Annotated in this window: 16 protein-coding genes; 15 read left to right on the top strand and 1 reads right to left on the bottom strand. The window is 65.7% G+C overall.

Features of this window, described 5'->3' with window-relative positions:
- The 3 genes from IB259_RS28760 to IB259_RS28770 all read left to right on the top strand — a co-directional run bounded on the left by IB259_RS28760 (window position 1) and on the right by IB259_RS28770 (window position 11,586).
- Window positions 1-921: a bestrophin family protein gene (locus tag IB259_RS28760; protein WP_054451236.1), complete on the top strand. Its 921-nt coding sequence runs from the start codon at window positions 1-3 to the stop codon at window positions 919-921.
- A gap of 224 nt (window positions 922-1,145) precedes the next feature.
- Window positions 1,146-8,678: an autotransporter-associated beta strand repeat-containing protein gene (locus IB259_RS28765; RefSeq protein WP_192330807.1), complete on the top strand. Its 7,533-nt coding sequence runs from the start codon at window positions 1,146-1,148 to the stop codon at window positions 8,676-8,678.
- Between the two features lie 115 nt (window positions 8,679-8,793).
- Window positions 8,794-11,586 (top strand): autotransporter outer membrane beta-barrel domain-containing protein, encoded by a 2,793-nt coding sequence (locus IB259_RS28770; RefSeq protein ID WP_192330809.1) that lies wholly within the window; start codon window positions 8,794-8,796, stop codon window positions 11,584-11,586.
- Between the two features lie 34 nt (window positions 11,587-11,620).
- On the opposite strand, the gene IB259_RS28775 is transcribed toward IB259_RS28770, so the two are convergent.
- Complete coding sequence (locus tag IB259_RS28775; protein WP_054451249.1) at window positions 11,621-12,514, bottom strand: LysR family transcriptional regulator; 894 nt, start codon at window positions 12,512-12,514, stop codon at window positions 11,621-11,623.
- Window positions 12,515-12,624: 110 nt separating this feature from the next.
- On the opposite strand from IB259_RS28775, the gene IB259_RS28780 reads away from it, so the two are divergent.
- The 12 genes from IB259_RS28780 to pdxK all read left to right on the top strand — a co-directional run bounded on the left by IB259_RS28780 (window position 12,625) and on the right by pdxK (window position 22,517).
- Entirely contained in the window at window positions 12,625-13,983 is a 1,359-nt protein-coding gene (locus IB259_RS28780; protein ID WP_192330811.1) for an acyclic terpene utilization AtuA family protein, read from the top strand.
- A gap of 2 nt (window positions 13,984-13,985) precedes the next feature.
- Complete coding sequence (locus IB259_RS28785; protein WP_054451251.1) at window positions 13,986-14,312, top strand: hypothetical protein; 327 nt, start codon at window positions 13,986-13,988, stop codon at window positions 14,310-14,312.
- Window positions 14,313-14,323: 11 nt separating this feature from the next.
- Window positions 14,324-15,241 (top strand): SMP-30/gluconolactonase/LRE family protein, encoded by a 918-nt coding sequence (locus tag IB259_RS28790; RefSeq protein ID WP_119449542.1) that lies wholly within the window; start codon window positions 14,324-14,326, stop codon window positions 15,239-15,241.
- 56 nt (window positions 15,242-15,297) lie between these two features.
- Window positions 15,298-16,269 (top strand): tripartite tricarboxylate transporter substrate binding protein, encoded by a 972-nt coding sequence (locus tag IB259_RS28795; protein WP_119449600.1) that lies wholly within the window; start codon window positions 15,298-15,300, stop codon window positions 16,267-16,269.
- Window positions 16,270-16,276: 7 nt separating this feature from the next.
- Window positions 16,277-17,386, top strand: coding sequence for an SDR family oxidoreductase (locus IB259_RS28800; RefSeq protein WP_119449543.1), 1,110 nt, complete (start codon window positions 16,277-16,279; stop codon window positions 17,384-17,386).
- A gap of 153 nt (window positions 17,387-17,539) precedes the next feature.
- Complete coding sequence (locus tag IB259_RS28805) at window positions 17,540-17,923, top strand: VOC family protein (RefSeq protein WP_192330813.1); 384 nt, start codon at window positions 17,540-17,542, stop codon at window positions 17,921-17,923.
- A gap of 250 nt (window positions 17,924-18,173) precedes the next feature.
- A complete protein-coding gene (locus IB259_RS28810) occupies window positions 18,174-19,139 on the top strand; it encodes a tripartite tricarboxylate transporter substrate binding protein (RefSeq protein ID WP_054451265.1) in 966 nt (321 codons plus the stop codon).
- 2 nt (window positions 19,140-19,141) lie between these two features.
- The gene (locus IB259_RS28815; RefSeq protein WP_192330815.1) at window positions 19,142-19,783 is read left to right on the top strand and encodes a glutathione S-transferase family protein; all 642 of its coding nucleotides are present in this window, start codon (window positions 19,142-19,144) and stop codon (window positions 19,781-19,783) included.
- 28 nt (window positions 19,784-19,811) lie between these two features.
- Window positions 19,812-20,594, top strand: coding sequence for an aldolase (locus IB259_RS28820; RefSeq protein WP_054451267.1), 783 nt, complete (start codon window positions 19,812-19,814; stop codon window positions 20,592-20,594).
- A gap of 93 nt (window positions 20,595-20,687) precedes the next feature.
- Window positions 20,688-21,242 (top strand): helix-turn-helix domain-containing protein, encoded by a 555-nt coding sequence (locus IB259_RS28825; RefSeq protein ID WP_054451268.1) that lies wholly within the window; start codon window positions 20,688-20,690, stop codon window positions 21,240-21,242.
- A gap of 42 nt (window positions 21,243-21,284) precedes the next feature.
- Window positions 21,285-21,647 (top strand): cupin domain-containing protein, encoded by a 363-nt coding sequence (locus IB259_RS28830; RefSeq protein ID WP_054451269.1) that lies wholly within the window; start codon window positions 21,285-21,287, stop codon window positions 21,645-21,647.
- A 36-nt stretch (window positions 21,648-21,683) separates the two neighbouring features.
- A complete protein-coding gene (gene pdxK, locus IB259_RS28835) occupies window positions 21,684-22,517 on the top strand; it encodes a pyridoxine/pyridoxal/pyridoxamine kinase (protein WP_192330817.1) in 834 nt (277 codons plus the stop codon).
- Window positions 22,518-22,534 lie beyond the last annotated feature (17 nt).

Consider the following 22,534-nt stretch of genomic DNA (forward strand, 5'->3'; position numbering starts at 1 on the left):
ATGATCGTCCGCCCCGCATCCCGCTCTCCCTGGCTGCTGCTGTTCACGTTGAAGGGATCGATTGTTTCCATCATCTGGAAGCGCGTCGTCGCCATGATGCTGCTGGCCACCGCCGTGGTGCTGGCGGAGCATCGGCTGCCCTTGAGCGGGGTGGGGCTGGGCGCGGTGCCGTTGACGCTGGTCGGACTGACCCTGGCCATCTTCCTGGGGTTCCGCAACAGCGTGGCCTACGAACGCTGGTGGGAGGCGCGCAAGCTCTGGGGCGAGCTGCTCATCGTCATCCGCAACCTGACGCGGCAGACGCTGAGCCTTCCCGACGGCCTGCCCGCCGTGCGCCAGCGTGAACTGGCGCACGGCCTCATCGCCTATGCCCATGCCTTGCGGCACATGCTGAGGCAGAGCGATCCCAAGGAAGACCTGCAGCCCTGGCTGCCCGCCGCTACTGCGACCCGCATCATGCAGGCGGAGAATCCGCCCAGTGTGCTTCTGGGCGACTTGAGCCAAGCCTATGCCCAGTTGCGGCGGGAAGGGCGGCTGGACAGCATCCTGCTCGCGGACATCGATGCCCAGATCACGCGGCTGTCATACATAGGCGGCGGCTGCGAGCGGATACGCAGCACGCCGATTCCCTTTGCCTACATCCTGCTGCTGCACCGGACCGTCTACATCTATTGCCTGCTGCTGCCGTTCTGTCTGGTTGGCAGCATAGGCTGGGTGACGCCGTTCATGGTGGGCGTGCTGTCCTACACGTTCTTCGGGCTGGACGCCTTGGGCGAACAGATCGAGGAACCCTTCGACCGCCTGCCCAACAACCTGCCCCTGGATGCCCTGTGCCGCGGCATCGAGATCAACGTCGGAGAGTTGCTGGGCGACAAGAACCTGCCCCCGCCGTTGGCGCCGCAGGACGGCGTGCTGTTCTAGCTGGCATCTTTTCCGATCGGGTACGGCGCGCGGTGTTGGCCACGCAAGAATCCAGCGTTGCAGTGTTACCGCTTATCGCTTATTGTGCGGATCTGTAAAAATTTGCATACAAAAGCGACGTTGGCTCCAGCCGCGTCCAATGCGGCGTCACGACGGGCGGAACGGCCCTTCCAATCCTTGCAATCTCACTCGTAGACCAGGGCCATGCACCCCTGGGAGGTGCCATGAACCGAATTTACCGCGTGGTGTTCAACGCAGCCGTAGGCGTGTGGCAGGCTGTCAGCGAAATCGCTGGAGGCCCGGGCAAAGGCCGCCAACGCCCGCGGCGCGCGCGCCGGGCCGGCTTGCCCACGCTGACCGCCGCGACCACGCTGCTGGCCGCCGCGCTTGGCAACAGCGCGGCCTACGCCGCCTGTACGCCTGTGGCGCCTGCGGACGGCACTACGCTCACCTGTAGCGGCACGGTCCAGGACTACTTCGTCACCGGCAACGACCTCCTCTTTGATATTCAGAACGGTGCTACGGTCAGTTCCAGCGTCATCGGCCTGCCCTCGATGCACCTGCTCGGCCGCGGGATTACGGTGAACAACAGCGGCGTCTTCGACCCGACGGGCGGGGGCACTTTCAACCAGTCCACCACGGCGCTGAAAATGGAGGGAGGCGTCGCATCCAACCTGACCATCACCAACAGCAGCGGCGCCGCCATGTACGGCGTGTCAGGCAATTTGCCGCCGAGCCTGTCCACGTTCGACGGCATGGCGATCGAGGTGAAAAATGCCGGCGGCGGGCTGACCGCCATCGACAACAATGGCACCATCGGCTCCAGGGCGCTAAGCGGCGCCATCGAGGCTGCCGATGTCAGGCCGGTGATCGCCGTCTATGGCGGCGGCCGGGTCCACCTGAATAATCGCGCCACCATCCATGGCCGGGTTGCGTTCGAAACGTCAGGCCAGGGCAATGTCGTCACCAATAGCGGCACGATATATGGCAGCGTGTCGCTGGGGGCGGGCAGTACCAACCAGTTCATCGCGGTCACCGGCAGCAGCGTCTCGGGCAGCGGCTCCAGCGGCGTCCTGGGCAACAATCTGGGCGTCAACCTGGCATTCGCGCCGGTCGGCATCGTCGATGGCGGCGCCAATGGCAACAACACGCTGACCCTGCGCAACGGGTTTGATTCGAGCGCCGCCGGGAGCGGTGCGATTTTCTCGTCGGTGTACACCAACTTCAGCAACCTGCAAGTCGAAGGCGGGACCTGGGCCGTCAACGGCGCGCTGTTGAGCGGCGCGGCCACCAGCACCAGCCTGATGGGCGGCGAGTTGGTGGTGGACAACGGCGGTTTCGCTGGCAGCGGCGTAATTACGGCCGCGGGGGGGACCCTGCGCAGCTCGGCCAGCCAGCTGACCGTGAACAATCCCATCTCCCTGGCATTGAACGTGCCTGCGGGGACCAATGGCCTGACCGTGACGGGTTCCAACGCCATCACCCTCAATGGCGCGATCTCCGGCTCTGCGGGCGCCACCCTTACCAAGACGGGCAGCGGCAAGCTGACCCTGGGCGGCATCAACACCTTCAGCGGTTTCACCACGATAGACGGCGGACGCCTGGACCTCGCTGCCGGCGCAAGCCTGGCCAGCGGCATGGTCAACGTCCGCAGCGGCGGCACGCTTGGCGGCAGCGGCGCCCTGAGCGGCGCCGTGACCGTCGCCGGCGGCGGCCGCCTCGCCCTGAGCAGCGGCAATACCCTGACCACGGGTTCCTTGACTCTGAGCAACGGCGCCACACTCGATCTCGCCTTGGGCGCGCCGAGCCTTACGCCGATGGTCAACATCCAGGGCAACTTGTCGATCACCAGCAGCACCTTCAACATCATCGACGCGGGCAACCTGGCCAATGGCAACTACCGTCTGTTCAATTACACCGGTAGCCTGACCGGCACCAACCTCGTTGCCGCCAGTACGCCCAGCGATCTGAGCACCGTCGATGTGGGGCGGGTCTTCGACATCGCAGGCAAGACGCTGACCCTCGTCATCAATTCGCCTACCCTCGGCACGCAGTATTGGGATGGCGGCAATACTGTCGCCAACGGCGTCGTGGAGGGCGGCAGCGGGATATGGAATAGCGTCAACAGCAACTGGACCAAGTCTTCCGGCAATGACAACGGCATCTGGAAAGGCACCAACGCGGTGTTCCTGGGGCAGAACGGCCTGGTAATGGTGAACGGCGCCCAGGATGTCCGCGCCATGCAGTTCAAAACCGACGGCTACATCGTCGGCCAGCTTGACGCGTCCGGTGCGCTGAACCTTATAAACGGCTCAAACGGCATCGCGCAGGTAATCACAGATACCGACGTCAGCGCGCTGATCGGCGCGCCAATCCAGGGCGCCGGCAAGCTCACCAAGACAGGCGCCGGTTCCTTGATCTTGAGCGGAAACAACAGCTGGACCGGAGGCACTGCGCTCAGCGCCGGCACCGTGGTCGTGCGCCACGACCGGGCATTGGGCACAGGCAGCGTGGCGCTGGGGAGCGGCACGACCTTGGCGACCGATATCATCGATGTCGCACTGGCCAACAGCCAGGTGCTCAATGGCGTGTCCAAGGTGCAGACGGGTGTGGGAACCAATCTGACCCTGAACGGAAACGTCAGTGGTGTCGGCGGCCTGATCAAAGCGGGCAGCGGCACCCTGACGCTCAACGGCGTCAACAACATGCTCGGCAACCTCAATCTGACCGGCGGGAGGCTGGTCATCGGCAATCCGTTGGCGCTCGGTACGGGGATCCTCAACGCCATCAATGGCACGTCGATCGAGGCGGGCGTGGCGGGCATGAATGTCGGCACCAATGTGTGGGTCAGCGGGACCGTGGCCCTCGTCGGCGATCGAGACTTGACCCTCTCTGGCACGTTGTCTGGCACCGGCGACCTGGTCAAGCAGGGCAACAGTACGCTAAGCCTGACAGGCGCCAATGCGCTGGACGGCCAGACTACCCTGAACGGCGGCGGCCTGCGCCTGGGGCAGGACACATCGCTGGGAAACACGCTTCTGAACGTGAATTCGGCCTCTACCTTGCAGGCTGCCAACAGCATCACCGTGGCCAACGAGGTGCACCTGGGCGCGGCATTGACCGTGGATGGCGCCAATAGCCTGGCCCTGACGGGCGAGATGAGGAGCGGCGGCGATCTGATCAAGAACGGCAACGGCACGCTGATCCTTGGCGGCAGCAACCTGAGCCGCAGCGGCGTCACCACGCTCAACGCCGGCACCCTGGCTCTGGGCCATGACAAGGCGCTGGGCAGCGGCCGTCTGGACGTGGCTGGCACTGCGAGGCTGGACAGCACCGCTTTCGTGACGCTGGCCAACGCGGTAGACATCAGCGGTTCGCTGACCTTCGCCGGCACCCAGGGCCTGGCGCTGACGGGCACGCTCAGCGGCAACGGCGGCCTGACCAAGTCCGGGGCCAGCACGCTGACCCTGAGCGGCGTGAATACTTTTGGCGGCGTCTACAACATCGATGCCGGCCGCTTGATCGGCAGCGCCGCCAGTGGCCTGGGCAGCCCAAGCCAGGTCAACGTCGCGTCCGGCGCCACCCTGCAGTTGAACCAGGGCGGCAGCGCGGGGCAACTCAATGGCGCGGGCAGCGTGGACCTCCGGGCCGGATCCTTCAATGTGCAGGCAGGCAGCTTCAGCGGCGCGCTGAACGGCAACGGCGGCCTGAACAAGACCGGAAACGGCTCCTTGGTTCTCAGCGGCAATAGCATCCTGGCCGGCGCCACGACGGTGGATGCGGGTACGCTGCGCGTGGACGGCACGCTGGGATCTGGCAGCGTTGCCGTGGCCAGCGGCGCCACGCTGACGGGCTCGGGCACGCTGACCGGAGCCGTCAGCATTGCCGATGGCGGCCGCCTGGGGCTGGTCAGCGGCGCGACATTGCGTCTGGGGGCGCTGGCGCTCAATGGCGACTCCCAGATCGACGCGGCCTTGGGCGTCGCCTCGCCCAATGCGCCAGCCTTGGCCAAGGTCGCTGGCAACCTGAGTTTGGATGGCAAGCTCAACATCATCGACACCGGTGGCTTCGGGATCGGCGTGTATCGCCTGTTCGACTACGTCGGCACGCTGACCGATCGCGGACTGGCGTTCGGGACACTGCCCTCAGGCGTACGCGCCAACGACCTGGAAGTACAGACCAGCGTTGCCAGTCAGGTCAATCTGGTGGTGGGGGGAACGTCCAACGTCCGCTTCTGGGACGGCAGCGGGCCTGCCGGCAACGGTAACGTCGAGGGCGGCAGCGGTGTATGGAATAGCAGCAACACCAACTGGACCATCGCCAGCGGCGGGTTTAATGCGGGATGGAATGACAGCTTTGCGGTGTTCGCGGGCAGCCCCGGCACGGTTACCGTGGAAGGAACCCAGCGCACCACCGGGATGCAGTTCACCAGTGACGGCTATCTGCTGACGGCGGGAGCGGCCGGGAAGCTGGAACTGGTGGACGGATCCGCCGGCTATGCCGCCATCCGCGTAGACGCCGGCAAGACGGCCACGCTGAATGTCGACCTGGGCGGCAACGCCACGCTGGCCAAGCTGGACGCTGGCACCTTGGCGCTCAATGGCAACAACAGCTACACCGGCGGCACCCGCCTGGCGGGAGGCAAACTGTTGCTGGGCACTGGCAGCGCGCTGGGCAGTGGCAGCCTGCGCGTCACGGGGGCGGCTGCGTTGGACAGCAGCGCTGCAATCGCGCTGTCCAACGCCATTGCCCTGGACGCGGATCTGACCTTGGCGGGAAGCAACAACCTTGCGCTGAACGGCGACATTGCCGGCGCAGGGGGGCTGGTCAAGCTGGGCAGCGGTACGCTCGGACTCAACGGTAATAACCAATACTCAGGGAACACGCAGCTCAATGCCGGTACCTTGATACTGGGGCAGCAAGCGGCCCTCGGAAGCGGTAGGTTGCACGTCACCGGCGCTGCCCATCTGGATACCGCCAGCAGCATGGCGGTGGGCAACCGCATGCAGCTCGATCAGGCGTTGACGGTGGACGGCAGCCACGATCTGCTCCTGAGCGGCGCAATCGGCGGCAATGGCGACCTCATCAAGCAAGGCAACGCGACGCTGACCTTGACGGGGCCGAACAGCGCCACCGGCGACACCATCATCAACGCCGGGCGTCTGGTGGCGTCGGTGACCAGCATCGGCAGCGGCGCCATCATCAACAATGCGGCGCTGGAGCTGAACCAGGCCAGCGATGCCATCCTGGCCCAAACCATCAGCGGTAGCGGCAGCCTGATCAAGACGGGCGATGCCACGTTGATTCTTACGGGCGCGAACGCGTCGACCGGCGGCACCACCATCAACGCAGGCCGGCTGGTCGCCTCCGCCGCCAGCCTGGGCAGCGGCGCCATCGTCAACAACGCCGCGCTGGAGTTGAACCAGGCCGCGGACGCCACGCTGAGCCAAGCCATCAGCGGCGGCGGCAGCCTGACCCAAACCGGAGCGGGCACACTGAGCCTGACCGGAGCCAACACCTCCAGCGGCGTCACCCTCATCAATGCAGGACGCCTCATTGCGTCTTCGCACAGCCTGGGCAGCGGCGCCATCATCAACAATGCGGCGCTGGAACTGAACCAGGCCGCGGACGGCGCGCTGGCCCAGGCCATCAGCGGCGGCGGCAGCCTGAGCAAGACCGGCGCCGGCACGCTGACTTTGACGGGGGCCAACACCTACACCGGCGCCACGCTCATCAACGCCGGCCGCCTGGTGGCATCGGCGGCCAGCCTGGGCAGCGGCGCCATCATCAACAACGCGGCGCTGGAACTGAACCAGGCCGTGGATGCCAGCATGGCGCAAGCCTTCAGCGGCAGCGGCAGCCTGAGCAAGACCGGCGCAGGCGCACTGACCCTGACGGGCGCCAACACATCCACGGGCGCCACGTTCATCAGGGCCGGCCGCCTGGTGGCATCGGCGGCCAACCTGGGCAGCGGCGTCATCACCAACAATGCCGCTCTGGAACTGCGCCAGACGCTGGACGCCAGCATGGGCCAAACCCTGCTCGGCAACGGCAGCTTGACCAAGACAGGCGCGGGCACGCTGACGCTGAAAGGCGACAGCAGCGGCTTTGCTGGCAGCACCACCGTACAGCAGAGCTATCTGGTGGTGGACGGCAGCCTGGGCGGCGCGCTCACGGTGGCCAGCGGCGGCAAGCTGGCCGGTACTGGCTCGGTAGGATCCCCTGGCGCGAAGACCATCATCCAGAGTGGCGGCGCCATGGGAGCGGGCCTGAGCCCCGATGCGGCAACGCCCTATGGGACCTTGCGCGTACAGGGCGATCTGGAACTGCAGACGGGGTCCACCTACGAGGTACGAGCCGACCCCGATAGCAACGCCAGCACGCTGACCCAGGTGGCAGGCACGGCTACGCTGGCCGGAGGCGTGGTTCATATGGGTGCGCCCAGCAGTTTTGAAGTCGCCAAAACCTACACCATCCTGTCAGCGAACAGCCTGATCGGCCGATTCGATACCGTGGCTTCGGACTACGCCTACCTGGCCCCTACGCTGAACTACACCAGCACCGATGTAATGCTGCAGTTGCGGCGCAAATCCAACGGCGGCTCGGGCAGCATGACCTTTGCCGATCTGGCCGAGACACGCAACCAGACCGCCGTGGCCAACGGGGCGGAGAGCCTGGCGCCTGCAAGCGCCCTGTACCGCTACGTTGAAACGCTGCCTGCGGGAACGCCCCAGGCCGTGTTCGACAGCCTGTCCGGCGAAAGCCACGCCACGGCCAAAGGCAGCATGCGCGCCGGCGCCGCCATGTTCGGCGCCAGTGCGCTCAATCACCTGCACGGCAATCTCACTGCCACGCTGCGCCCTGGCGCGCCGACCGCGCAGTCGGGCGGCCCGATTGCGGCCTCCGCCTGGCCCGCGTCCAGCGCCTTGCCCATGTGGGCCGAGGTCGTGGGCCACTGGCAAAACTACGCGGGCGACGGCAATGCCGCCAGCTGGAAACAAAACACCGGCGGCCTGTTCTTGGGGGGCGACGCCGAAGTGGCTGCCAGCGGCTGGCGGTTGGGCGGATCGTTGGGCTACACGCGCGCCGATGGCCAGGTGTCCGACCGCAGCTCCAAGGCCACGGTGGATAGCTACAGCGCCGCCATCTATGGCGGCAAATCCTTCGGCCTGGAGGCGGGCCGCCTGAACGTCATGGGCGGCCTGGCTTACACCTGGCATGACATCGCGTCGCAACGCCAGGTGACGTCCTTGAGCCAGACCCTCAAGGCCGACTATCACGCCAGCACCACGCAGGTGTTTGCCGAAGTGGGCTACGCCATGGGCCAGGACGACAAGGCAGGCATCGAGCCCTTCGCCGGCGTCAGCCTGGGCCAGCAACGTACGCGCGGTTTTCAGGAAAGCGGCGGCTTTGCGGCCCTGCGCGGCAACAATAGCAGCGACGACCTGGCCAGCACGACGCTGGGCGTGCGCGCCCATAGCGACTTCGCGGCAGGCGGCAGGGATGGGCGTCTGCGCGCCACGCTGGGCTGGCGTCATGCGTTTGGCGACTTGGCCACCCAGTCCACCATGGCTTTCGAAGGCGGGCAGGACTTCACTGTGGCTGGCGTGCCGCTGGCGCGCAACGCTGCGGTAGTCGGCCTGGACGCCGAGGTGGACCTGAGCAATCGCGCCGCCCTGGCGCTGGGCTACAACGGCGAATTCGGAGGAGGCAACCGCGACCAATCGGCGCAGGTGCGTGTGCGCTGGGCGTTCTGAGGGCGAGCTCCAACCCGCGTATGCAATCCCGCGCTTTTGGTGAAAATACCTATTAAGAAAGCCAGGTTGCGTGCCGTACCGACAGGAGATCGCGTCTACTCAGAAAGGATTGTTCATGGTCGCCAGGAATTGCTCGCGCACGGGATGGCTGAAGTCGGCTGCCCTCGTTGTCTACGCGGCGAACTTCGCCAGTCCCGCAAATGCCCAATCGGTCTCCGCCACTGGCCAGGTCTTGCCGGGGCCCGTTCAGACGCCGCATTGGAATGTCGGGGGCGATCTGACGGTCGGAGATACCCTGGCCGGGGAGTTGGTCATCGATGCGGGCGGTTCCGTAGAAAATGACTGGGCCAACGTTGGAATTTTTAATGGCGCTCCAGGCGCCGTGACGGTGAAGGGCCGCGACGGCAATGGCACGGCGTCCTCCTGGACCAGCGCCAGCCCGGTGCTGATCGGGGGCGAGGCCGGCAGCATCGGCACGCTGAGTATCCTGGACGGCGGCGTGGCGCATAGCGACTCGGCCAGAATCGGCGTCGACAATGGCAGCGTCGGGAACGTTCTTGTTTCCGGGGCGGGGTCCACCTGGAATCTCAACACCATCGGCGCGTTCGAGATCGGCACGGGCGGCAAGGGCACGCTGCAGATCGACAACGGCGTCGTGCACAGCGGCCAGGCGATCATCGGCTGGAACGTCGGCGGCGAAGGGAGCGTTACGGTATCGGGCCCGAAGGCGGTCTGGGACCCGCTGAACAATATATACGTGGGTTTCGAAGGAACTGGCGACTTGCGCGTCCTGGATGGCGCCAGCGTCAGCACCGTCGGCTCGGGCGGGCCAGGCGCCGCGGCAGCGCTTTACATCGGCAAGAGCGCGGGCAGTGTCGGCACGGTGACCGTATCGAGTGCGACGGCCGATATCTCCACGCTCACCGCCAGCGACCGCATCGAAATAGGTTCGGAAGGCACGGGCACGCTGACCATCGCCAAGGGCGGGGTTGCGGTCGCCGCCCGCAACACGTGGCTTGCCCCTGCCGGCACTTCCATCGGCACGCTCAACCTGACCGGCGATGCCAGCGGCCGCGGCGTGTTGGAGACCGGCTCCGTCATCAAGGGCGCGGGCGACGGCACCTTCAACCTGGACGGCGGCATCCTGCGGGCCAATCGTGACGAGGATAATTTCCTGAACGGTTTCGCCACGCAGGCCGTGGGTAGCGGTGGCGCCTGGTTCGACACGAACGGTCATGATGTGGGCGTGTCTACCGCGTTCTCGGGGACGTCAAGCTTCAACAAGCAGGGCGCGGGCACGCTGACCTTGTCCGGCAACAGCGCGGCGTTCACGGGAAACACCGAGATTCAGGCCGGAACGCTGCAGATGGATGGCACCTTCGGCGGCCCGGTGGATGTGCTTTCGGGCGCGCGATTGACCGGCACGGGACGCGTGGGCGCGACAGTCAACCGCGGCACGATCGCACCGGGTCCGCGCAGTGGCTTCGGCACCCTCACGATCGCGGGCGACTATGCGGCGCAGGGCGGCAATCTGGAAATTCGCACGCAGCTTGGCGCCGATGATTCGCCGACGGACAAGCTGGTGATCACGGGCGACAGCGCTGGCACGACACCGGTCACGGTGAAGAACATGGGAGGCGCCGGCGCGCAGACCCAACGGGGCATCCAGGTGGTACAGGTCCATGGCCTGTCGGCGGGAAGATTCGATCTGGCCAATGGCGATTACGTCATCGGGGGGCGTCCGGCCTTGGTGGCCGGCGCCTATGGCTATGTGCTGCAACAGGATTCGGCCGACGGCGGCTGGTACTTGCGGTCGTCCCTGACCAATCCCGGCACCACTCCCACGGATCCCGGCACTACCCCGACGGATCCAGGCACTACCCCGACGGACCCGGGCACTACGCCGACCGATCCTGGCACACCCTCGCCCGGCGGCGGTACGCCGGGCGCCGAGCCGCCCTTGCTCTATCAGCCCGGCGTGCCGGTCTATGAGGCCTATGCCAATACGCTGCTACACCTGAGCCAGCTGCCTACCCTGCGCCAGCGGGTCGGCAATCGCCTCTATGATTCGGCGGACGCCGGCCGCAACGGCGTATGGAGCCGTGTGGAGGGCTCGACGGGCCGGCTCGATCCCGCGGCGTCGACTACGGGCGCGCGCCAGGACATCGATAGCTGGAAAGCGCAATTCGGCGTTGACCGTATCCTGGCGGGCCAGGAAGAGGGCTCCCGTCTGGTCGGCGGCCTGGCCTTTTACTACGGCAAGGCCGACACGCGTGTGTCGTCGGTGTATGGCGACGGCACCATCGACACCACTGCCTATGGCCTGACGCCAACTTTGACCTGGTATGGCAAGAATGGCGTCTATATCGATGCCCAGGCTCAGGCGACCTGGTTCGACAGCGACCTCAATTCACGGCTGGCAGGAAAACTGAAAGGCGGCCAGAAGGCCCAGAGCTATGGGCTGGGTATCGAGGCAGGCAAGGCGTTCGGTCTGAGCGAGGGGTTCGCCCTGATTCCGCAGGCGCAGCTGACATATGTATCGACCCGCTTCGACCGCTTCAACGACAGATTCGGCGCGCGCGTCGAAAGCGACAAGGGCGACAGCCTGCTGGGCCGCCTTGGCATTGCGCTGGATTACAAGAGCAATTGGCAAACGGCCGGTGTAAAGCGCGAGTCCAGCGTCTATGGCGTCGTCAACGTGAAACATGAATTCCTGGACGGAACGCGTGTACGCGTGACCGACACGCAGGTCGCCAGTCGCATGGCTCGAACCTGGGGCAGCGTGGGGGCGGGCGTGAATTACGGCTGGGGGGAACGCTATGCGATCTACGGCCAGGTCGACGCGGACTCGGATTTCTCCGGCAGCCATGTCGTCACCGCGACCGCGGGCTTCAGGATGGCTTTCTAAGGTGGATGATGGCAGCAGACCGAGCGCTACGCTCCTAACCCGGATCCGTCTGCCGCAAGGTGTCCAGGAAGCGTTGCGCCGCCGCCGACAGGGATCGTTGGCGCTTGAGCAAGATGCCGATGTTCCGTGACGCGGCGGGCGAGTGCAGCGCCACGCTGCACAGGCGCGTGGTATCCATCAGGCGCAGGGCCAGTTGCGGCACTGCCGCTATGCCCACGCCGGCAGCCACCATTGCGCCTACTACCGAAATATTGTCGGACACGTAGTTCATTTCCGGCAGCCGGCCGGAGGCTGCCAGGATCTGGTCGGTGACCTGGCGGATGCTGCTGGCGGGCCCGCTCGCAACGTAAGGCCGGTCGGCAAAAACGCTCCAATCCACGCGCTTGCGTTGCGCCAGCGGATCGCCGATAGGGCAGATCAGCACGAAGTTCTCTTTCAGCAGTTGCGTGAATTGCACGCTGGCCGGCTGGTCGGGGATCTCGATGGAGATGCCGATGTCGGCATTGCCTTCCGATACGGCCTGCGTGATCTGGCGCGCGGAAACCGCGTGGATGTTCAGGCGTACCTGCGGGTGCGACTTCTGGAAAGTGCGCGTCGCCGCGGGCAGCAGTGCGGAGGCGACGGAGGGAAGGGCCCAGATGTTGATGCTGCCGCGACGGCCCGCGATGAATTCGGACAGATCGCTAAGCGAGTCGCGGAACTCCGACAGCATCCGCATCGCAATAGGCACCAGTTCCGCGCCAGCGGAGGTCAGCGCCACGCCATGCTTGTCACGGTCGAACAGCCTGGCGCCGAGCTTCTGTTCCGCCGCCTGTACGCGCCGGCTGAGCGCCGGCTGCGAAATCGGCACGCGTTCGGCGGCCATGCGGAAGTTGAGCGTTTCCGCCACCAACAGCACCGCCTCCAATTCGGAAATGGTCAGGGTCATGGCCTGCGTGATGCGTTTGGGTTATTACGAAGATATAAATATATCAATTTTCAGATCAGGCTGGCCGCAGCATACTAGGCCGCAAAGTAGCAATACGGACGGAGACAGACATGAATGAACCGCGCAAGCGGCTGCGCATCGGCGTAGGGGCCGGCATGGCGGACGACCGCATCGGTCCGGCCATGCCGCTGCTGGAAGACTGCGATATCGATTACCTGGTGTGCGAATGCCTGGCCGAACGGACCATTGCGCGCGAAACGCTGTCACGCAAGCATGACGGCGCTCACGGCTACAACCCGATGCTGGAGGAGCGCATGCGTGCCTTCCTGCCGGCGTGCCGGGAGAAAGGTGTACGGCTGGTGTCCAACATGGGCGCGGCCAATCCGGCCGGCGCCGCGCAGGCCGCGCTGGACATAGGACACGCCTTGGGATGGCGGGAGCTCAAGTGCGCCGCCGTAGTCGGCGACGACGTGGCCGAGCGCGTGCGCCTGCATCCTGAACTGCGCCTGCTGGATCGCGATCTGCCGCTGGAGGCGATCCTGCCCCAGCTGGCCTCGGCAAATGCCTACCTGGGCGCCGATGTGGTCCGCGATGCGCTGGCCACCGGCGCGCACGTGGTGTTGACGGGCCGGGTCGCCGATCCCTCGCTGTTTCTGGGCGTTGCCCTGCATCATCACGGCTGGAGCTACGAGGACCTGCCCAAGCTGGCGGCGGGCACCATCATGGGCCACCTGCTGGAGTGTTCCGCGCAGATCACCGGCGGCTATTTCGCCGACCCGGGAAAGAAAGACGTGCCCCGCCTGGCCGAACTGGCTTATCCCTATGCCGATCTTTACAGCGACGGCGAACTGTACATAGGCAAGCCCGCCGGCTCGGGCGGCCGCCTCGACCGCATGACCTGTACCGAGCAGGCGCTATACGAAATCCATGATCCCTCGGCCTACATCACGCCAGATTGCGTGTTGAGCCTGGAAGGCCTGCATTTTGAAGAGCAGCACGCGGACCGCGTGGCCGTGCGCGGCATACGCGCCGCGCCGCGCACCGATAGCTACAAGGTCGTGGTCGGCTACTTCGATGGCTGGATAGGCACTGGCGAGGTCGCCTATGCAGGCGTGAACGCGATCGCGCGGGCGCGGCTGGCGGCCGACACGGTGAAAGAGCGGTTCCGGCTCGACGGCGGCGCGGCCAGCGAGATCCAGGTCGATCTGATCGGCGTGAGCAGCCTGCATGGCGATCATCCGCAGGCCGTCGCCGGCCACCCCTACGAAGTCCGGTTGCGCGTGTCGGCCCGCTGTCCCGACAAAAAGAGCGCGCACTTGTTGGGGGATCACGTGCGGCAACTGAACATGCAGGGACCTTATGGCGCAGGCGGTCCCGTCAACCTGGGCGCCAAGGAAGTCATAGCCGTGGACGCCCTGTTGATTCCGCGCGACTGGGTCACGCCCGAAGTCATTACGGTGGGAGCCTGACCATGAGCATTCTGGTTCATGACCTTGCGCATGCGCGCGCTGGCGACAAGGGCAATACCTCGAGCATCGCCGTCATTGCCTACGACGAGGACGCCTGGCGCCTGCTGCGCCAGGCGCTTACCGCCGAGCGCGTCGAGCAGGCCTTTGCCCATCTGGGAGCAGGAAAGGTGAGGCGCTACGAGGTCGAAAGCCTGAGGGCGCTGAACTTTGTCATCCCGGACGTACTGTCCGGCGGCGTCACGCGCTCGCTGCGCCTGGATCCCCATGGCAAGTCGCTCAGTTCGTTGATGCTGGGAATCGAGCTTCCGGCCAGCCCATCGCAATCCTGAAAGGAACAGCAATGTACCCTCCCGCTGAACCCATGGGCACCGAGGTCTACGCCCGGCTGCCCGAATCCCTGCACCTGACCGATCAGGCCTCGACCTGGCTCGCCGCGCGTCACGTGAAGATGCACTCCTTTCTGGAGGGGCCCGCCTTCGATCGCTTGGGCAATCTCTGGTGCGTCGACCTGGCGCATGGACGCATCCTGCGCGTGGATCCGGCAGGCAATTTCGAGGTCATCGTCAGCTACGAAGGCGAACCCAACGGCCTGAAGATCCATCGCGACGGCCGCATCTTCGTTGCCGACCATCTGCACGGCCTGATGCTTCTGGATCCCGAGACCCGCAGCATCCGGCCCTACCTGCAGCACGTGCGGCGGGAAGGCTTGAAGGGCCTGAACGATCTGTTCTTCGCTTCCAACGGCGACCTGTACTTCACCGATCAGGGTGAAAGCGCCTTGGAAAACCCCACCGGCCGCGTGTTCCGCCTGCGCGCCGACGGCAAGACGGTGGACCTCATCATGGATGGCCTGGCGGGCCCCAATGGCCTGGTCATGAACAGGGCCGAGAACGTGCTCTACGTGGCCATCACGCACGACAACGCCATCTACGCCCTGCGGCTGGAGCCGGATGGCCAGATGAAGAAGGCCAGCCGTTTCATCCAGCTATCGGGCAGCACGGCCGGGCCGGATGGCATGGCCCTGGATGAGGCCGGCAACCTGGCCATCGTCCACGCGCAGGCGGGCACCGTATGGCTGTTCAGCCCGCTGGGCGAACCCCTCTACCGCATCCGTTCCTGTGCGGGCCTGCGCACCACCAACGTCGCTTTCGGCGGCGAGGACGGGCGCTCCTTGTTCATCACCGAAGCGGAGCAGGGCGTCATCCTGCGCGCCCGGCTGCCGCATCCCGGCAAGCGGATGTACTCGCACCGGGACTGAGCCGCGCGCCGCGAACACGATCCGCAAAAAAGCCACTATCCATGGGAGACAACATCATGATTGCTTTTCGATTGATCGCCGGCCTGGCCCTGAGCCTGGCCGCCGTCACAGGCGCGCAGGCCGCCGATGCGTACCCTGCGCGCCCCATACGCCTGATCGCCACCTTCGGCCCCGGCAGTTCCATCGACATCATTGCGCGCCTGGTGGCCAAGCCCCTGGCCGAGCAACTCGGCCAGCCGGTGATCGTAGAGAACAAGCCCGGCGCCGGCGGCGACCTGGCCACCGACATCGTCGCCAAGTCCGGCAAGGACGGCTACACCATCGGCTTCGCCTCGGCCGGGCCGATCACGGTCAATCCCAATGCCCGCAGCAAGATGCCCTATGACCCGCTCAAGGATCTGGCGCCGGTTGCCCTGGTGGCGACGGGACCGAACGTCATCCTGGTCAACCCGTCGATTCCGGTGACCAACCTGAAGGAGCTGATTGCCTACATCAAGGCCAATCCGAACAAGGTCAACTACGCCTCGGCTGGCGTCGGCACCAGCGGCCATATCGCCGGCGAGCTGTTCCAGCACTTGTCCAAGACCGAAATCCTGCACGTGCCCTACAAGGGCAACAGCGATGCGATTACGGACACCCTGGGCGGGCGCACCCAGATGGTCATCAGCGGCGTCCCGCCCATCCTGTCGTTCGTGAAGTCCGGCCAGCTGCGCGCCCTGGCAGTGGCCGATACCAAGCGTTCGCCCTTGCTGCCGGACGTCCCCACTGTTGCCGAAGCCGGACTGCCCGGTGCGGAGAGCGTCGCCTGGTATGGCATCGTCGCGCCTGCCGGCACGCCGCAGGCGATCCTGGACCGTCTCCACGACGAAATCGTCAAGGCCGTGAACAACCCGGAAACCCAGGAGAAATTCGCCGGCCTCGGTATCGTTCCTTCAGCGGACAGCCGGGCGGACTTCGGCAAGCGCATGGCGGACGAGTACGTCCGTTTCAAGGAATTGTTCAAGCAGATCAACCTGGTCATGGATTGACGGAATCATGTCACGCACCGTAATCGTTACTGGCGCCAGCGGGCTGGTCGGCTCCGCTGCCGTCGATTCATTCCTCAACGCGGGCTGGGAAGTCATCGCGGTTTCCCGCCGGCGTCCGGAGATCATCAGCCAACGGCCGTACACCCATCTGCCGGTCGATCTGCAGGACGCGGAGGCGTGCCGCCGCGCCTTCGGGGATATGCCTGAAGCCACGCACGTTTTCTATGCGGCCGTCTATGAGAAGCCAGGGCTCATCGCCGGCTGGCAGGATCCTGAGCAGATGGCCACCAACCTGGGCATGATCAGGAACGTCATCGAGCCGTTGGCCGCCAGCGGCAGGCTGCAGCATGTCAGCGTGCTGCAGGGTACCAAGGCCTATGGCGTACACCTGCATCCCATCCGCACGCCGGCGCGCGAATGCCAGCCGCGGGACGATCATCCGAACTCGTACTGGTTCCAGGAAGACTACATCCGGGAAAAGGCCGCGCAGTCCGGCTTTGGCTGGACGATATTCCGTCCCACCATCGTGCTGGGCCCCAATGTGGGCGTGGCCATGAACACGGTGCCGGTCATAGGCGTCTACGCGGCAGTGTGCCGCGCCGAAGGCAAGCCGTTCTGCTATCCCGGCCACATTTCCTATCCGCGTGAAGCCGTGGACGCGCGCCTGATCGGCGATGCAGGCGTCTGGGCGGCGGAGAATCCGGCGTCCTGGAACGAGCACTACAACCTTACCAACGGCGAAGTGTTCAGCTGGCATGACCTATGGCCGTCCCTGGCGGAGTTCCTGGACGTCGAAGCGGGTCCGGACCAGCCCCTGCGCCTGGCCGAGTACCTGCCCGGCCGGGCGGACCTGTGGAACGAGATCGTCAAGCAGCATGGCTTGCGGCCGCTGAGTATGGCGCAGATCCTTGGCGAATCCCATTACTCCGCCGACGCCCGTTTCGGCTATGGCCTGAAGACCCCGCCCGCGCCCGCATTTGTCAGCACGGTCAAGATCAAGCAGGCGGGCTTCACGCAAACCTACGACACCGAGGCCTGCGTGAAGCACTGGCTGAGGGTGCTGATGGAGCGCAAGATCATTCCGTTCTCCCAAACGAGTGTCGCAGGCCGCGTTTGAGCGTTGATCGCGGCGAGCCGGAGTTGCGCTTGCGGTGCGCGAATTGCGGAAGAATCGCGAGGCCCGCGTTGCAAATCGAAGCGTCCCTGGCTTGCCAACTGACCTATCCTGATCTTTCTGGCCCGCTGGGGCCGCTTTCCGAAGGGTCGGCGCATGCTGGATCATGTCGAAATTCACGTGAGCGACTTCGAGCGCAGCCGGATGTTCTACCGCAGCGCGCTCGCGGCGCTAGGCTTACCGCGCAAAGTGCTCGAGACCGGGATGGGCTTCGGAGTAGGCCAGCCTCACGAGTCGGAAGACCCGGGCGGCGAATTCTGGATCCATCAGGGCACGCCCAGCACCCCGCGCGTGCATCTGGCTTTTCGCGCCCGCAGCCGTGCCGAGGTCGATTCCTTTCACCAGGCGGCGCTGGCGGCTGGAGGGCGCGATAACGGCGGGCCTGGCTTGCGTCCGCAATACCACCCGCATTATTACGGCGCGTTCATCCTGGACCCGGATGGCTACAACATAGAAGCGGTGTGTCACCGCCCGGTCTGATCCGCGTACTTCCCAGTATTGGCACCGCAGCGTCAGCATGACGCTGCGTCTCCATGCGCAGAGACGAGCGCAAGATGCGTGCGCAATGCCGGGCCTCGCGCGCCAAAGCCAAAAGGCGAACTTCAAAGGCGAACTATATTCCTGCGGCCCAGGGTTTTCCCTAAACTCATTTTCCTTGCGGAAAATCAATCTCCTATAGGACACTTCGTGTCATTATGGTGCCGATAGGCGGCGCCCGTAGGGGGATGACATGAAGATTTCGGGAATCGCCGGCGCGCTGGCGTTGGTTGCGGCAATGGCGGGCAATGGGGCCCAGGCGGCCTATCCGGACCGGCCGATCCGGCTGGTGGTGCCTTTCGGCGCGGGCGGGATCACGGACATCGTGGCGCGTCAGGTCGGCAAGGGCATGGGCGACGCGCTGGGGCAGAGCATCGTGATCGAGAACCGGCCGGGCGCGGGCGGAGTGATCGCGGCGCAGGTGGCCGCCACCGCGCCGGCCGATGGCTATACGATCTTCATGGGTACGGTGGGTACGCAGGTGGTCAACCCGCTGATCTACAGCAAGCTCAGCTATGACGCGGACAAGTTCGCGCCGGTGGGCATGGTGTCGGGATCGCCGTATTTGCTGGCCGTGCGTGCGGGCGTGCCGGCCAAGACTTTCGGCGAGTTCGTGGCCTATGCCAAGGCCAATCCGGCCAAGCTGAACTTCGGTTCGGCGGGCAATGCGAGTTCGCCGCACCTGGGCCTGGAGCTGCTGAAGCTGACGGCCGGGCTGGACATCGTGCACGTGCCGTTCAAGAGCGGTAGCGAAGCCGTCAATGCCGCCATCGGCGAGCAGGTCGACGTGGTGATGGACGCCAGCCCGGTGATCATGCCACATGCAGCGTCTGGCAAGCTGCGCGCGCTGGCGGTGGCCGCCGACAAGCGCCTGCCGTCCGCGCCGGACGTGCCCGCCAGCAGCGAGGTGGGCGACGCGGCCCTGCAGATCAGCTCGTGGAACGCGTTCTTCGCGCCCGCAGGCACGCCGCCCGACGTGATGGAAAAGCTGAACGCGGCGCTGCAGAAGACCCTGGCGTCGCCGGAACTGAAGGACCGGCTGGCGTCGCAGGGTACGCAGCTGTACACGGGCAAGCCGGATGAGTATCAGCGCTTCATTGCCGGCGAGAAGGCCAAGTGGACCGAAATCGTGAAGCGCGCCAACATCAAGATGGACTGACGATGAACCAGATACCGCATCCCTTGGCGGGCAAGCCGCTGGAACTGGCCGATACGCTGCGTTCGGGCAATGCCTGGAAGATCCGGCTGGCCTGCGGCTACATGGGGCTGCCGATCAAGCGGCGCACCTTCGACATCGTGCAGGGCGACCTGGAAACGGAGGCGTTCGCGCGCATCAATCCGTGGCGCCAGGTGCCGGCCTTGCTGACGCCTGAGGGCGAGTGGCTGGCCGAGTCGCAGGCCATCCTCTGGTATCTGGGGCTGGGCACGCCCTGGCTGCCCGCCGGCCGCCTGGAGCAGTCGCAGGTCAGCAGCTGGTTGAGCTTCGAGCAGACCCAGCACATGCACGCCTTTGCGCAGCCGCGCCTGCTGATCCATCTGCGCAACACCGCGCAGGTGGACGACCCGGCGATGCGGGCGTGGCGCGAGATCGGCATGAAGGCGGCCGCGTTGATGGACGCGCATCTGGCCGGCCGCGATTATCTGGTGGGTACCGCGCCGACCATTGCCGACGTTGCGCTGTATCCCTATACGAGCATGGCGGCCGAGGGCGGTTACGACCTGTCCGGCTTTACCCATATCGATGCCTGGCTGGCGCGCATGCGCGCCTTGCCAGGGTTTACGCCGCTGATCGAAGCGGCATGACAGAGACACTATCTTAGGAGTGACGACGATGGCCGATACGATGCACCTGGGCAAGGACGAACTGATCGCGCGGGCGAAAGCGGAAATGCAGCGCCAGTTCGAGACGCCCGACTGGAGCCTGCGCGAGCGCCTGGCGCTGACCTGCCGCATCCTGTTCGATGGCGGACATGACTCCGGCCTGGCCGGACAGATCACGGCGCGCGCGCCGGAGCCGAACCGCTATTTCACGCAACGCCTGGGCCTGGGCTTTGACGAGATCACCGCCAGCAATCTGCTGCTGGTGGACGAAGACCTGCGCGTGCAGGAAGGCGGCGGCATGCCCAATCCGGCCAACCGCTTTCACTCCTGGATCTACCGCGCGCGTCCGGACGTGAACTGCATCATCCACACGCATCCGCTGCACGCGGCTTCGTTGTCGATGCTGGAGGTGCCGCTGGAAATCTCGCATATGGACAACTGCCCGCTGTACGACGACGTGGCCTTCCTGAAGGATTGGCCCGGCGTGCCGGTGGGCAACGAGGAAGGGGAGATCATCTCGGCCGCGCTGGGTTCGAAACGCGCCATCCTGCTGTCGCACCACGGCATGCTGATTGCGGCGGGTTCGGTGGAAGAGGCCTGCGTGCTGGCGCTGCAGTTCGAGCGCGCCGCCCGCATGCAGTTGCTGGCCATGGCCGCCGGCAAGATCCAGCCCATTCCGCCGGCGCTGGGCCGCGAGGCCCATGACTGGATCCTGACGCCCAAGCGTTCGCAGGTCGGCTTTTCGTACTATGCGCGGCGCGCGCTGCGGGCGCATCCCGACGTGCTGGCCTGATGGCGGCGGCGGGCGGGGCCGGCTCGACGGCAGGGCCGGATTAGGGCATGCTTACCGGTCGTATTCCGCGACCGTATTTTTGCAACCCCGTCCATGATAGACCTGCCGCACCGCCTGCGCGCCCTGCGTCGCCAGCAAACCCTGTCCCTGGAACAGCTGGCGCAGCGCACCGGATTGACCAAGAGCTACCTCTCCAAACTGGAGCGGGGCCTGAGCGAACCCTCCATTTCCACCGTGTTGCGGCTGGCGGAAGCCTATGGCCTGGGCGTGTCGGAGCTGGTGGGCACGGACGATGCTGCGCAGGAAGAAGTGGTCAGCGTGGTGCGGGTGGCGGACCGCGAAGCCTTGCAGCGCCGGGGGCTGGGCAGCGAGTATCACTACGAGTCGCTGGCCGGCCGCCGCAAGGTCAAGGCGATGGAGCCTTTTGTGGTGCATCCGCCCCGCGATTTTCCCGATGCGACCGCGGTGTTTCCGCACCCCGGCGAGGAATTCCTGCTGGTGCTCAAGGGCGCCATCGAGGTCCATGTGGGCGAACGCCAGTTCCGCCTGGAGACCGGGGATTCCGTCTATTTCGACTCCGAACTGCCGCACCGCATGCGCACCGTCAGCCGGGCCATGGCCGAGGTGCTGGTGGTGGCCTCGCACTGAGCAGGCCTTCGGACTCATCATCTATCCGCATACAGGAGTGCCATGAAGAACGATCAATCGCGGCTCGTCCGCATCGATGCCGGCCCCATGAAGAATCCGGTGCCTGGAAAGCCCCGCCGCCCGATCTCGGGCGACGCGGCGTTCCGCACCGTGACTGCCTTCGAAGGCAACGGCGGCAAGGCTGAAGCCGGCGTCTGGGAAAGCACCGCGGGCGTGTTCCAGTCCAACACCACGGGCTATATCGAGTTCGGCTACATCGTCGAAGGCGCGGCGCGCCTGGTCGATCCGGACGGCACCGTGCATGAACTGACCGTGGGCGAGGCTTTCGTCATGCCCGAAGGCTATACCGGCCGCTGGGAAGTGGACCAGTTCGTCAAGAAGATCTATTTCATCACCCGCATGTAGCGCCGCGTAGACCGCGGCAGCCCAGGAGCCAGCCCCATGAGCGCAATCCCCGCCGTTACCGCGCAGGTGGATATCGTTTCCGTCCAATCCCAGGTCGTGTACGGCTGCGTCGGCAACAACGCCGCCATGCCCGTCTTCCGCAAGGCCGGCCTGCACGCGATCGCGGTGCCTACCGTGATCCTGAGCAACACGCCGCACTATCCGACCCTGCATGGCGGCGCGGTGCCGCTGGACTGGTTCGAGGGCCTGTTGCAGGGCCTGGACGAGCGCGGCGTCACCCGGACTGCGCGCGCGGTGGTCTGCGGATACCTGGGCCAACCCGGGCAGGCCGGGCTTCTGGCCGGCTGGCTGCCTGCGCTGCGCGCATCCCGGCCTGATCTGAAGGTGCACATCGACCCCGTCATGGGCGACCGTAACGACGGGCTGTACGTGAACGAAGGCCTGGTCGAACAATACCGGGACCTGCTGGTGCCGCTGGCCGACGGCATGACGCCGAACCACTTCGAGCTGGAGTTGCTGGTGGGGCGCGCCCTGTCGTCGATCGACGAGGTCGTGGCGGCGGCGCGCGAACTGATCGCGCGCGGTCCGGACTGGATAGTCGTGACCAGCGCCGCGCCCATGGCCGCCGCGGCCGGCACCTTGCAGCTGGCGGTGGTGACGCGGGATCAGGCCACGATCGTGACGCATCCGGAGATTGCGATACCGCCTTCGGTGCACGGCACTGGCGACGTGTTCATGGCCGGCGTTACGGCGCAACTGCTGAACGGGCAAGTGCTGGTCGAGGCGGTGCGCTCGGCCGCCGCCCAGGTCACGGTGGCGCTGGAGCGCACCCGCGAACTGGGCTGGGAAGAGCTGGCGGTGGAAGGCTAGGACGCCTACGCGAGCCT

It is taken from the genome of Achromobacter sp. ACM04 (genome assembly GCF_014851465.1).
Taxonomy (GTDB): Bacteria; Pseudomonadota; Gammaproteobacteria; order Burkholderiales; family Burkholderiaceae_B; genus Achromobacter; species Achromobacter aegrifaciens.

Excerpts from the sequence above, each read along its gene's own strand:
- IB259_RS28775 (WP_054451249.1), bottom strand. The coding sequence starts at position 12,514 with ATGACCCTGACCATTTCCGAATTGGAGGCGGTGCTGTTGGTGGCGGAA.
- IB259_RS28815 (WP_192330815.1), top strand. The coding sequence starts at position 19,142 with ATGAACCAGATACCGCATCCCTTGGCGGGCAAGCCGCTGGAACTGGCC.
- IB259_RS28770 (WP_192330809.1), top strand. The coding sequence starts at position 8,794 with ATGGTCGCCAGGAATTGCTCGCGCACGGGATGGCTGAAGTCGGCTGCC.
- IB259_RS28780 (WP_192330811.1), top strand. The coding sequence starts at position 12,625 with ATGAATGAACCGCGCAAGCGGCTGCGCATCGGCGTAGGGGCCGGCATG.
- IB259_RS28800 (WP_119449543.1), top strand. The coding sequence starts at position 16,277 with ATGTCACGCACCGTAATCGTTACTGGCGCCAGCGGGCTGGTCGGCTCC.
- IB259_RS28785 (WP_054451251.1), top strand. The coding sequence starts at position 13,986 with ATGAGCATTCTGGTTCATGACCTTGCGCATGCGCGCGCTGGCGACAAG.
- IB259_RS28830 (WP_054451269.1), top strand. The coding sequence starts at position 21,285 with ATGAAGAACGATCAATCGCGGCTCGTCCGCATCGATGCCGGCCCCATG.
- IB259_RS28820 (WP_054451267.1), top strand. The coding sequence starts at position 19,812 with ATGGCCGATACGATGCACCTGGGCAAGGACGAACTGATCGCGCGGGCG.
- IB259_RS28805 (WP_192330813.1), top strand. The coding sequence starts at position 17,540 with ATGCTGGATCATGTCGAAATTCACGTGAGCGACTTCGAGCGCAGCCGG.
- IB259_RS28760 (WP_054451236.1), top strand. The coding sequence starts at position 1 with ATGATCGTCCGCCCCGCATCCCGCTCTCCCTGGCTGCTGCTGTTCACG.
- IB259_RS28810 (WP_054451265.1), top strand. The coding sequence starts at position 18,174 with ATGAAGATTTCGGGAATCGCCGGCGCGCTGGCGTTGGTTGCGGCAATG.
- IB259_RS28795 (WP_119449600.1), top strand. The coding sequence starts at position 15,298 with ATGATTGCTTTTCGATTGATCGCCGGCCTGGCCCTGAGCCTGGCCGCC.
- pdxK (WP_192330817.1), top strand. The coding sequence starts at position 21,684 with ATGAGCGCAATCCCCGCCGTTACCGCGCAGGTGGATATCGTTTCCGTC.
- IB259_RS28790 (WP_119449542.1), top strand. The coding sequence starts at position 14,324 with ATGTACCCTCCCGCTGAACCCATGGGCACCGAGGTCTACGCCCGGCTG.
- IB259_RS28825 (WP_054451268.1), top strand. The coding sequence starts at position 20,688 with ATGATAGACCTGCCGCACCGCCTGCGCGCCCTGCGTCGCCAGCAAACC.
- IB259_RS28765 (WP_192330807.1), top strand. The coding sequence starts at position 1,146 with ATGAACCGAATTTACCGCGTGGTGTTCAACGCAGCCGTAGGCGTGTGG.